Here is a 12,301-nt window from a genome sequence, read left to right on the forward strand (position 1 = left end):
TCTTACTGGCTTTTATGCTTATTCCGAATCACGATTTTTATTTACGATCTGACTATCTCTCGTATTTTTCTGCACCGTAATGGCGCCGAAAAGTGAGAGTAAAAAGGCAAAGGCATAAAACCCTTTTTCACTGGGTAACAAAGTGGCATTCCACAAACCGATTACCAACAAAGTGATGGTGAGCAGTGTAGAAAACCAGCTAAGACCATAATAAATTTCGGTAACGGGAATTCCTTCCAGTTTATCGCGAACAGCTTTTTGTAAAGAGATTACGGCAAAAAGGCCAAACATCAATACCGTAAAATAATATCCTTTTTCGTTGAGAAGCATATCAGAACGCCACAGGCCTACAATAAAGCCGATCATTCCGATGCCTAATGCAATCCAGGCCGCAGCCACGAATGCATTCGATGGTTTTTGATTCATTTGTTTTGAGATTTAATTTAATTCAATAGGAAACGCTAAAGATTGGCAAAAGGTATAACAATTAAAAGCCGCTGCCTTAAATTATTTTTAAATCTGATGCATGAGAGGAAATGAAATGGATGTATGTGGCTATGAAAATCCGTCTTTATCTGTCAACATCTGTAGTTAAAAATGCTTAAATCAATAATGGCAATTGCGTTAATGGATAAAAAAACAAACAAAATTCAATCTTTCGCATTATAGCTTATAATCTTACCTTAGTTATATGCGAACGTTGCTTACTTCTGCCCAAATGCGCAGTGCCGATCAGTTTACCATTGCAAACAAACCCATTGCATCAATCGATCTAATGGAAAAGGCTGCCAGGGCTTTTGTTCAGTGCTTTTTGAGAGATGAGTTTGACGCCACTAAAAGTGTGGCCATTTTTTGTGGAAAGGGAAATAATGGTGGCGATGGATTAGCGATTGCCCATTTGTTAATGGCCAACGGTTATGAAAACATTAAAGTTTACATTGTTAACTTTAGTAAAAAGCAAAGCGACGATTTTACCATCAACCTGCAACGGATAGACGAATCGCGCTGCAAAAAAGTAGTAATCAACCAACCTTCCGATCTGAAAAGCTTAAAAGCAGATTTAGTGATCGATGCCATTTTAGGTTCGGGCTTAGATAAAGCGTTGACAGGCGACTATGAAGAACTGGTTCAGTTTATTAATAAACAACATAAAAAGGTTTATGCGGTTGATGTACCTACAGGTTTTTTTTCTGAAGGAAAATTACCTGAAGTGTATAACGGCATAAAAGCCTATAAAACGATCTCATTTCAACGTCCAAAGATTAACTTTTTCTTTCCCGAATCTGCCGCTGCAACTGAAAAATTTGAAGTGGTAGAAATTGAGCTCAATGAGCTATTTATCCAAAAACAGGAAGCCGATTTTTATTTAACAGATGAAAGCGATATTCAAAAAAAACTACAGCCACGCAAGTTATTCAGTCATAAAGGTACTTATGGCCATGCATTGATTATAGCGGGTAATACCGATACCATGGGGGCGGCTTTACTCTCTTCAATGGCTTGTTTACATACAGGTGCGGGTTTAACTACCGCCTGCATCCCACAAAGTGGATTAATAGCTTTAAATACCAGCTTACCCGAAGTAATGGCACTGCCAAGAGACGAATATACGCGGATCGAAAACCCAAAGAAATACCAGGCTATAGCCATTGGACCGGGTTTGGGAACAAATCCTGAAAATGAAAAGCTATTGGAAAGTTTGATCTTAGCCAATCAACCCTTAGTGATTGATGCTGATGCCTTAAATATTTTGGGCGAAAGACCGGATCTAATTGATAAACTTGTTCCAAATACCATTTTAACCCCTCATGTAAAAGAGTTCGATCGCTTATTCGGTGAGCACGACAGCTGGTGGGACAGGGTACAGTCGGCCAAAGAAAAAGCCAAAAGATTAAAAATCGTTATCGTACTTAAAAACCAATATATCTTTATTTGTTTGCCAACAGGGAAAGTGCTGATCAACCTAACAGGTCATCCGGCAATGGCACAGGGGGGGATGGGCGACATCTTAACCGGGATTATTGCAGGTTTTGTGGCGCAACGGTATTCTGCAACAGATGCCGCTATTCTGGCTTGCTACATTCATGGAAAAGCAGGCGATCATTTAGCGCAGGAACAATTCGTAGTTACCGCGTCGCATCTTAGCGCAAGGATATCAAAAGAAATTAAAGTGCTCATCTCCATATAGTTTGTCATGTGCTTAGCCAGAATTGTGGAAAAAACTCCACTAACTTACTATACTTCTAGTTTAGAATTTATGGTTTACAGGAATATTTAAATAACAGATATCTTAAAACGGAAAACAAAATTATTATGGCACAAAAAGAGTATACGCTGAACGAACTCATAAAGGAATCAGCAGAAAACCCGGCAGAAAACGATTTTTTTGAACTGGAAAAACCGGCCATGCTGGAGGTAAACTTAAAAAATCAAAAAATCCTGGCAAAGGCTGGTTCGATGGTGGCTTATATCGGAAACATCGATTTTAAAAGAGAAGGGCTATTGAGCAAAGGTTTGGGCGGTTTGTTAAAAAAAGCCATATCTGGTGAAGGCACCTCACTGATGCACGCAACAGGAACGGGCAAATTATATCTGGCCGACGAGGGTAAGAAAGTGATAATCATCAAACTCCAAAACGAGTCAGTTTTTGTTAATGGTAATGATGTTTTGGCATTGGAAGAGAATATTAAAAATGAAATAAAGATGTTAAAAAGCATTGCTGGCATGATGAGTGGTGGTTTATTCCAGGTTAAATTATCGGGCAGCGGTTATATTGCCATAACCACACATGGCGAACCCATTTTATTAAGAGTAACGGGCAACCAACCGGTATACACCGATCCGAATGCTACGGTAGCCTGGTCGGAAAATTTAACGCCAAACATCAAAACCAATTTGACTTTCGGTTCTTTCATCGGAAGAGGAAGTGGCGAATCTTTCCAATTAGAGTTTTTTGGCGAGGGATGGGTATTGGTACAGCCTTACGAAGAGGTGAAGTACGCAGCAAAGTCTTAATATAGTAAAATCGTCATCTCGACCGCAGTGGAGAGATCTTTATGACAAGGTCTCTCTGCATGTGTTAATCAGGTATTGTGCTTCTTTCAGCAGAAATATTTATCCGCTTTTTTGGAAAGCACATGCAGAAGCCTTTAGGCAACGATAGTCCTGCCATTCACTTTACCTCTCTGCGTTCGGTGCTCGCTATTGTCAGGTTTAGGTGGCGCGGCCATTCATTCTATTTTAGGTGCAAGGAGCAAAAACCTTCAGTTTAAACAGTTTTCCTCATAATTTAACAGACCTAATAGGGGATCGGTGTATTCTTGTGAAGAAATGAAATATGCAACTAAATCTTAAAATATGATATTCCTTTGCTAGTGGATACACAACTAAGGCGTTAAATCTTAATCGTCATCTCGACTGAAGCGCAGCGGAATGGAGAGATCTATTTAGACAGATTTAGCTTCGCTGAGCACTACGTGATTCTCGACTTCGTTTCACTTCACTCGAAATGACGATTCTTTAGTTAAAAAACAGAAAATCCCGGCATTTTACCAATGTCGGGATTTATTATGTTGATTAAATAATGTCTAATTAAACACCACCCATTACGGTTAATTTGTCCATGGTTGGATTAACACTTCCGCCTTTAGGTTCTAAGGTTACGGCAAACGCCTGTGCTTCCTGAATGGTTTGCATCTTTAACAGTGCCTCATTATTGGTTGAATCTGTTTTCCCAAAAACACCCAGGCTTACCGGTTTGCCATTTACCAAGGCCCATAACTGATATTGATGTTCGGCATCGGTTTTGGGTAAATCCATTGCCACATAGTTAATCAGCACACTTTTATCTTTTTTATTCCAGTAAACCTTCATTTTAGAAGCTGGACTAAATGCCTGCCCTGCCATACGGATGGTTGCCCATTCTTTACTATCGGCCATTTCAGCCATATTATCTAAGCCCTGGTTTTCGAACTCGAGCTTGCTCACTACGCCAGCAAATTTCTGTTTATCCAGGTTTAAGCTGGCAATTTGGTCGTGTGCAGCATTTAACTTATTATACGTAATAAACAATGCTACCGTACTTACTACCAATAAAGCTATACAAGCAACTAAGGCGTAACGTAAAGTTCTCACTTTAGCATCACTTCCATCCAAACGTATAATTCTTGGTTCTTCAGCATAAATTGGTTCGGGTTGAACATTCACATTCTCTTCAATCTCACTTAACCCCAACTTTTCGAATAATCTTGTTTCTACATCTGCAGATGGTTCTACAGCATTTTGCATAGCATATTGTTCCATAGCTTGCTCGATGGCCGCTATTTCATCTCTTACCTCAGGGTTTTGAGATGCCATTTCCTCCACCTGCAGTGTTTCTTCAGGTGATAAATCACCTAAAACGTACAGTTCAAGTACTCCAGATTCGATATATGCTTTTAAATTTTCCACGCTCAATTAAAATTCCTTCTCAATTCAATAATAGCCAACCGGATCCGGGTTTTCACCGTACCTAATGGCAGATCTAACTTTTCTGCGGCTTCCACATGTGTGAAACCCTTGTAATAAACTAAATCAAGAACTGCTTGTAAATCCGGTTTAAGGTTTTCTACAAGTTGCTTAACACCAAGAACATCCGGGTTAAACGTAACCTTGTTTTGTTCATCAACGAAACTTACGTTATTTTCTATATCTTGGTTTTTGAGTGAATTCTTAAAATCTTTAGAACGGAGTTTATCGATCGATAAATTGCGGGCAATATTCATCATCCACGTAAACAAACGTCCTTTTGTATGATCATAGTGTGCTGCAGACTGCCAGATTTTTACGAAAGTTTCTTGTAATACATCTTCTGCAAGCTCTGTGTGGGTAATAATACGTGAAATAACGCCGTAAAGCGCTGACGAATACATGCTGTACAGCGTTTTTAGTACCGCCGGATCTTTCGATTGCAGTGCTTGAACAAGTTCAGGCTCGGTTAGAGTTAATTTTTTTAATGCAGTCACTATTGGTCACTAAGATACAATACACAACACTAAAAGCAAAAAAATGTTTTAAAAATGCATTCCGCTTAAGAGTGCGATTTTTAAAACATTGCTAATCTATTCCTTAAAAAAGAATTATGCTATTCCTTCAATTGGAAAAAGGTGTTTTTCGGCGTGATAAGATGAACGTACCAGAGGACCGCTTTCTACATATTTTAGGCCTTTTGCCAAACCTGCTTCTTTGTACATTGCAAAGGTATCAGGATGGATCCAATCAACCACAGGATGGTGATTACGGGTTGGTTGTAAATATTGACCTAAGGTTAGTATGTGAACGCCATTGGCCACTAAATCGTCCATGGCTTCGAAAATATCTTCTTCAGTTTCGCCCAAACCAAGCATAATACCTGTTTTTGTTCTTAAGCCAAATTCCGAAATTCTTTTTAAAGCTTCTAAACTTCTATCGTACTTAGCCTGGATGCGCACCTGCCTCGTTAAGCGCTTAACGGTTTCCATATTGTGTGAAACCACTTCAGGGCGTTCTTCTAAAACGCGGTATAAATTATCCCACTGACCTTTAAAATCAGGGATTAAAGTTTCTAAGGTAGTAATCGGGCTTTCTCTGCGGATGGCCTGTAAGGTTTCGGCCCAAATGATTGAACCGCCATCTTTTAAATCATCACGATCTACAGAAGTAATTACGCAATGTTTAACGCCCATTAACCTTACCGAATCGGCAATACGGTTTGGTTCGTCAACATCAACAGCCAGTGGTCTGCCTGTAGCAACCGCACAGAAAGAGCAACTGCGGGTACAGATGTTTCCTAAAATCATGAAAGTTGCCGTACCTGCGCCCCAGCATTCGCCCATATTCGGGCAATTGCCGCTTTCGCAAATGGTATGGAGCTTATGCGTGTCTACTAAACTGCGAACTTGTGCATATTCTTTACCAACGGGTAATTTTACACGTAACCAATCTGGTTTACGCTTTACTTCAGTCACAGCAGGTACTACCGGTAAATCAATCATGGTACAAAGTTAATGAATAGGATTGAAATGTTACAATGCCGAAATGTTTGAGGGTTGTAATAAAGTTGGATTAACTGGTGAATTGTTTAACTGTGGGGCCAACTTGTGAAGTCTGGCTGTGCAGAGGCGGAGCTAGACTTCGCAAGTTTAGCAAGGGCCTGTGGTGTCAGATATTTCTATCTGACACTAAAAAATTAATCTAAATCAATTTCAAAAGCAATTTGCCGTTTATTTTCTTTAAAACCAATCCGTTCGTAAAATTGATGACTTTCCGTTCGTTTGATGTTGCACCTTACCTTTAATTTCTTCGCCTGATGCTGTTCTGCCCAAAGTTTTATGCGTTCAATTAACTGTTTTCCTATTTTTAGGTTGCGGTAAGCAGCATCGACAACCAATCCGCCAATTTCGACAAAAGAATCTGACTCAATTCTTAAGGTATAAAAACCGTGGATCCAGCCAACCACCTTATTTTCGAAAATAGCAACATAAGCACAGTTCCCGTTACTGTTGTTAATCTGCCTGATCCTAAATAGTGTTTGTTCGATGTTACTCTCGTAACCCAATTGTGTAGACAGCCCTGCCACACTTTCTGCATCTTTTTCGGTTATTGCTCTGATTTTGACCATTTATACTAATGATTTAAGAAGTGAAACTAAGTTAAAGTTTAAATTCGATTCAACCGTCAGATGGTAAGAGCTGACGGTACGGATGTCTAGTACTGACAACTTACGAATTTGACGGGCCGGCGCCAGGGCTAACTACGATCCAAAATGCACCAGGCCTTGCCACCTAAACCCTATTGAAGCGGCAGCCTGAGCCCCTTCGGCGAAGCTACAGCAGAAAGAGGGACTGCTATTGCCGATAGGCACTACAGCACCTTTCCAAATAACAAGCTAGCAATACTACAATCTAGCAATGGAAACAATATAAGTTAATCATTCTGCCCGGTAGATAAATGTTAGCTAAAAATCATAAGCCTAACAATCCAATTTTAAACGTTTTAACTTTCTAACTAAATCTTACATTTGCAGTATGGATACTGGCTTACAGCTTTACAATACGCTTTCACGCAAAAAAGAACTTTTTCAACCCTTAAATGCACCCAATGTTGGGATGTATGTTTGCGGTCCTACTGTTTACAGCGATGTTCATTTGGGCAATTGTCGCACTTTTATTTCTTTCGATTTAATTTTCAGGTATCTTAAATATGCTGGTTATAAGGTGCGTTATGTGCGTAACATTACCGATGCAGGCCATTTGGAAGGCGATAGGGATGAGGGTGATGATAAGTTTGCAAAGCGTGCGAAATTGGAACAACTTGAGCCAATGGAAATTGTACAGAAATATACTTTGGGTTTCCATGATGTATTGCGCATGTTCAATACACAGCCGCCAAGTATCGAACCTACTGCTACAGGTCATATTATCGAACAGATTGAAATGATTAAGGTAATTATTGCCAATGGTTATGGTTACGAAGTGGATGGCAATGTATATTTTGATGTAGAAAAATATAGTAAGGAATACAATTATACGATTTTAACCAACCGCAACCTCGAAGACATGCTGAACAATACCCGCGAACTGGGTGGACAGGATGAGAAACGCGGAAGGTTAGATTTTGCGCTCTGGATAAAAGCAAAACCGGAAACTTTAATGCAATGGCAATCGCCATGGGGCATGGGCTTTCCGGGCTGGCATATTGAATGTTCGGCCATGAGCGCCAAATATTTGGGTGCAGAGTTTGATATCCATGGGGGTGGAATGGATTTAGCGGCTACGCACCATACCAATGAAATTGCACAATCGGAAGCTTGCAGCCATAAACAGCCTGCGCGCTATTGGATGCATACCAATATGCTTACCGTAAATGGCACACGCATGTCTAAATCTGCAGGTAATGGTTTCCTTCCTTTAGAATTGTTTACTGGTGACCACCCTCTACTGAAAAAAGGTTATAGCCCAATGACGGTAAAGTTTTTTATGTTGCAGGCGCATTACCGCAGTACTTTGGATTTCTCTAACGATGCCTTGGATGCTTCGGAAAAAGGATTCCGCCGTTTAATGTCAGCAATTGGTCTGCTGGATAAATTATCGGTTTCTGAACAGAATGATTTCGATATTGATGCATTGAAAGAAAAATGCATTAATGCGATGAATGACGACTTTAACAGTCCGATTTTGGTTGCCGAGTTATTTGAAGCCGTTCGTATTATCAATACCGTTTACGATGGTAAAGGAAAAATTTCTGCCGATGCTTTAGAAAAGTTAAAGCAATTGATTAATGATTTCGTATTCGGTATTTTAGGTTTGAAAGATGAGGATGCTGGTGGAAATGACTTAAATGGCGTTTTAGAGATGGTGATTAACTTACGGACTGAAGCAAAAGCGAATAAAGATTATGCAACATCTGACCGGATCCGCATAGGCTTACAGGAATTGGGTATCCAGCTTAAAGATGGCAAAGAGGGTACAACCTGGAGTAAGGCCTAGTTAGTTCTGAGAATGATCATCTCCTCAAGGGCGATGGATTAATCGCGAAAAAATACATTCTGGGCATTTTGAATTCATCAAGGAGTCTGTCCCCTTTGAAGGGGGCAGGAGGATGAAACATAGATGGAATAAGCTTATGAACAACTATAACCCTAAACTAAAAACTTTTGCCAGAGCTCATCGAAATGATAGTACCAAAGCGGAGATAAGAATGTGGTGCGAATTGTTGAGGAATAAGAAACTGTTGGGATATCCTTTTTTAAGATAGCGGCCGATTGCGAATTATATAGCCGATTTTTTCTCAAAGGATTTAAAGTTGGTCATCGAGGTTGATGGACTTTCGCATGAATGAGAAGGTCAATTTCAAAAGGATCAGATACGAGAAAAGGTTTTTAGGATGTTGGGCTTTAATATCCTACGGTTTACTGATGATGAAGTAATGCAAGATATTGAAAATGTAGATAGGACGATTAAACATTATATTGGAGTGTGGGAGAAGGAGCATCCTCGTACTAAATAAGAAGTCAATGCATCATCCCCCTTGCCCCCTTTCCAAGGGGGACGAGCTATCTCGAGGGAAAATCTGTCCCATTCTTAGGGAGCGGGGAAATACAAAACCAGCGCATGCAAAATCGTCGGAATTAAAAAATAGAATATTAGCATGGACAATTACCACTACAATCGTAAACTTTTTGCCAGAGCTCATCGGAATGACATTAGAAATATAGCAACCAATCGGGAAGTGCTTTAGGAGCCATTTAAAGAGAAAATAAGGAATTTAATGTGTAATTGTTAATTACTTTTAAGGTCGTGCATTAAAGAAAATTTTATATTCGCCAAACATATTATCTTAATTAATAATGAAACAATTATTTTCAACTGCAATAGCTTCACTTTTAGCCTTAAGTGCTTTTGCTCAAAAAAGCGACGGAACAACCAAATCTTTAATAAATGCTGAAAAGGATTTTGCTAAGTCAATTGCCAAAAATGGAGATAAAGAAGCCTACATAGACTATTCAACCACAGGTACTTTAGTATTCAGGCCCAATCCTGTTAACGCTAAAACTTTTTATGCGGGTAAGGCAAATGCTGAAAAAGAGATATCATGGACGCCAAATTTGGCAAAGGTATCGCGTAGTGGCGATTTAGGTTTCACTACCGGGCCGTATGAAATCGGAACTTCAGAAAAGAAATACGGTCAATACTTATCGATCTGGAAGCCGGAAAACGGCAGATGGAAATTAGTTGTTGATTTAGGAACGGAAAGCAATAAACCTTTAGCTAAATCTAGCCCACAGTTTATTGAACCTAAAGATCATTTTGCTCCAAAGTTCTTAAATGAAAAAGAAATTAAGGCTGGGAAGGATATTATCTTAACTACCGAAAAAACATTAAATACTTTGTTAAAAACACATGGAATTGCAGCATTTGGCGGCTTTTTAACCAACGATGCACGTTTACTTTTCCCAGGTAACGAAGCCATTGATGGAAAAGGAAAAATTATTGCTTTTTATAATGGAATGATCAGCAAAATTAACCTGAAAACAACAGGGGTAGATAAAGCAATCGGTAGTGATTTGGCTTATACCTATGGTGTTGCTACTATTGATTACAAAGCCGATTTACGTGAAAGTTTTAACTACGTTTTCGTTTACGAAAAAGCAGCCGATGCCAGCTGGAACTTAATTGTACAGGCTTTTGTACCTGCAGAAAGATAAATACAAATGTGAATTAAAGAAGGGCTATCTATAAAAAGAGGCCCTTTTTTCATTTTAGCATTTTACCTTCACCTGTAGTTAGGATCAGATTAGCTTAATATTATACCCTATTTTGAGCGTTTACAACTTCCATTTATGTTGGTTATTAAAGTTGTCAACTCACTAATAAAATGGCGCATTTTACGTTTAAAGATCATGCATAAAAATTTACTTCTATTCTCCGTTCTCGTTTTATTTTGTTTTAACGTTTCGGCACAAAAGAAAAGGTTCGATTTACAGGGCAAAGCCGGCGCACGTGGCATTATGCCCGAAAACACCATCGAAGGTATGCTAAAAGCATTAGATTTGGGCGTTACCACTTTAGAAATGGACGCCGTGATTTCGAAAGATAAACAGGTGGTACTTTCGCAGGAGCCTTATTTTAACAACGAAATTTCGCTTCAGCCCAATGGGAAAGCCATCACCTTAAAAGACCAGAAGAATTTCAATATCTACAAAATGGACTATGAGCAGGTTAAAAAGTTCGATGTAGGCAGTAAGGTGCACAGCCGTTTTCCGGGACAGATGAAATTTAAGGCTTACAAACCCCTGCTCTCTGCAACCATAGATGCTGCAGAGGCTTATGTGAAAGAACACAAACTGGCTAAACCGATGTACAGTATTGAAACAAAAACGATTAAAAACGGCGATAACGAATTCCACCCTGAGCCTGCAGAGTTTGTAGACCTTATTATGGAGGTAATCAATGCCAGGAAATTAAGCAAAAGAGTCATTATCGAATCGTTTGATATGAGAACGCTTCAATATCTGCATGAGAAATACCCTAAAATACAAACTTCATTATTGATTGATGAAAAAGAACCCTTTGAAGATTATATTGATAAATTAGGATTTAAACCGACTATTTATAGTCCCTATTCCGTTCTGGTTGGTAAAGGTCTGGTAGACCGCTGTCATGCGATGGGCATCAAAATTATTCCCTGGACTGTAAATACGGTAAAGGAGCTTAAATATTTTATGGATTTAGGTGTCGATGGTGTGCTTACCGATTACCCTAATATTATGGGACAGTTGAATAACTAACCTAACATTTGGTATCTCACTGACAGAATAAATAGTAACTAAGCTGATTGGTGTGACACCAACCAATAGAGAGGGCGGGATAGATCAAACAAAAAAAGCGCAGATTTTAGCGCTTTTTTTGATCTTTACTAATGCCTAGTGGTGCGATTCAGGAGCTTCCGTGTGGTGTGCTTCAGTTTTCTCATGTGAAGAAGTTTCTTCATCATGGTGGAAAATTGGTCTTGTGAAAGCCACTAGCAGGATTAAAACAATAATCCAAGCCGTTAATGGTAATGCCCAAATGCCTTTAGTTTGCTGAACTGGCGCGTGTGAATCGTGAGCTGACATATCGAATATTTTTGATTTAAGAATTTATGCTTTGTAATTGTGTGGTAAAGATAATAACAAAATTAAAATAAAAAGATAAAATGGCGATTTGTATGTAAAAGCATAAGGGATAAAAGGCCTGGCCTTTTATCCCTGTAAATCGTAAACCATTTTTTTGGTGCTGTTCATTTTGCTTTTGATGCGGTTCTGATGCTCAAGTAAAGCACCATGTTCATCCTGAACGGCATTAAACAGTTCTGCTTTTTTAAAATAGTTGGCTGCCTCTGTAAAATTTTGCTGTTGTTCTGCATGCAAACCTAAACTTTCATAAATGTGGGCTTCGCAAACACCTGCAACGCTTAAAGCTTTATCGGCAATCTGTTTAACCAGCTTATGCATTTTTAGCGTAATCACCAGCTTTAAGTAAGGCTCGTAAACCTCAGGAAAATCGGCGTCGAGTTCGGTGCAGCGTTTGTAATAATAACCAGCGGTTTTGTAATCCTTAAAACGTTCATGATAAATATCTCCCAATTGAAAATAACCCCTGGCGTAATCAGGATCAAAGGCAATAAGTTCATTAAAATATTGAAGTGCTTTAGGCAGCTCGCCCCAGTGCAATTCTTCAATAGCCTGTAGATATTTTTCTTCTACAGTGGTATAAATGTCCATAACGGATATAATTAATTTTGT

11 protein-coding genes and 1 pseudogene are annotated in these 12,301 nt (G+C 39.1%); 6 read left to right on the top strand and 6 right to left on the bottom strand.

Features of this window, described 5'->3' with window-relative positions; all coding sequences use genetic code 11:
* Positions 1 to 18: 18 nt before the first annotated feature.
* On the bottom strand, positions 19 to 426 hold the full coding sequence (gene yiaA / locus FFJ24_RS25400) for an inner membrane protein YiaA (RefSeq protein ID WP_113950314.1): 408 nt from the start codon (positions 424 to 426) through the stop codon (positions 19 to 21).
* A 265-nt stretch (positions 427 to 691) separates the two neighbouring features.
* Between yiaA and FFJ24_RS25405 the strand changes: the two genes are divergently transcribed.
* Both FFJ24_RS25405 and FFJ24_RS25410 read left to right on the top strand, forming a co-directional pair.
* Positions 692 to 2,188: an NAD(P)H-hydrate dehydratase gene (locus FFJ24_RS25405; protein WP_246862699.1), complete on the top strand. Its 1,497-nt coding sequence runs from the start codon at positions 692 to 694 to the stop codon at positions 2,186 to 2,188.
* A gap of 125 nt (positions 2,189 to 2,313) precedes the next feature.
* Complete coding sequence (locus tag FFJ24_RS25410) at positions 2,314 to 3,015, top strand: AIM24 family protein (protein WP_138819930.1); 702 nt, start codon at positions 2,314 to 2,316, stop codon at positions 3,013 to 3,015.
* Positions 3,016 to 3,591: 576 nt separating this feature from the next.
* On the opposite strand, the gene FFJ24_RS25415 is transcribed toward FFJ24_RS25410, so the two are convergent.
* The 4 genes from FFJ24_RS25415 to FFJ24_RS25430 form a co-directional block, all read right to left on the bottom strand.
* On the bottom strand, positions 3,592 to 4,449 hold the full coding sequence (locus FFJ24_RS25415; RefSeq protein ID WP_138819931.1) for an anti-sigma factor domain-containing protein: 858 nt from the start codon (positions 4,447 to 4,449) through the stop codon (positions 3,592 to 3,594).
* Positions 4,450 to 4,451: 2 nt separating this feature from the next.
* Positions 4,452 to 5,003, bottom strand: coding sequence for an RNA polymerase sigma factor (locus FFJ24_RS25420; RefSeq protein WP_138819933.1), 552 nt, complete (start codon positions 5,001 to 5,003; stop codon positions 4,452 to 4,454).
* Positions 5,004 to 5,117: 114 nt separating this feature from the next.
* The gene (gene lipA / locus FFJ24_RS25425; RefSeq protein WP_025144173.1) at positions 5,118 to 6,011 is read right to left on the bottom strand and encodes a lipoyl synthase; all 894 of its coding nucleotides are present in this window, start codon (positions 6,009 to 6,011) and stop codon (positions 5,118 to 5,120) included.
* A 194-nt stretch (positions 6,012 to 6,205) separates the two neighbouring features.
* Positions 6,206 to 6,637, bottom strand: coding sequence for a GNAT family N-acetyltransferase (locus FFJ24_RS25430; RefSeq protein ID WP_138819935.1), 432 nt, complete (start codon positions 6,635 to 6,637; stop codon positions 6,206 to 6,208).
* Positions 6,638 to 7,043: 406 nt separating this feature from the next.
* Here FFJ24_RS25430 and cysS point away from each other — a divergent pair, with 406 nt between their 5' ends.
* The 4 genes and pseudogenes from cysS (at position 7,044) to FFJ24_RS25450 (ending at position 11,305) form a co-directional block, all read left to right on the top strand.
* Positions 7,044 to 8,504, top strand: a complete 1,461-nt coding sequence (gene cysS / locus FFJ24_RS25435; protein ID WP_138819937.1) for a cysteine--tRNA ligase — start codon at positions 7,044 to 7,046, stop codon at positions 8,502 to 8,504.
* A gap of 274 nt (positions 8,505 to 8,778) precedes the next feature.
* Positions 8,779 to 9,024, top strand: a pseudogene (locus FFJ24_RS26855) (endonuclease domain-containing protein).
* 340 nt (positions 9,025 to 9,364) lie between these two features.
* Positions 9,365 to 10,222, top strand: coding sequence for a DUF4440 domain-containing protein (locus FFJ24_RS25445; protein ID WP_138819939.1), 858 nt, complete (start codon positions 9,365 to 9,367; stop codon positions 10,220 to 10,222).
* A gap of 195 nt (positions 10,223 to 10,417) precedes the next feature.
* Entirely contained in the window at positions 10,418 to 11,305 is an 888-nt protein-coding gene (locus FFJ24_RS25450) for a glycerophosphodiester phosphodiesterase family protein (protein ID WP_138819940.1), read from the top strand.
* 453 nt (positions 11,306 to 11,758) lie between these two features.
* Here the strand turns inward: FFJ24_RS25450 and FFJ24_RS25455 are convergent, their stop codons facing one another.
* A complete protein-coding gene (locus FFJ24_RS25455) occupies positions 11,759 to 12,280 on the bottom strand; it encodes a tetratricopeptide repeat protein (RefSeq protein ID WP_138819941.1) in 522 nt (173 codons plus the stop codon).
* Positions 12,281 to 12,301 lie beyond the last annotated feature (21 nt).

Source organism: Pedobacter sp. KBS0701, assembly GCF_005938645.2.
Classification (GTDB): domain Bacteria; phylum Bacteroidota; class Bacteroidia; order Sphingobacteriales; family Sphingobacteriaceae; genus Pedobacter.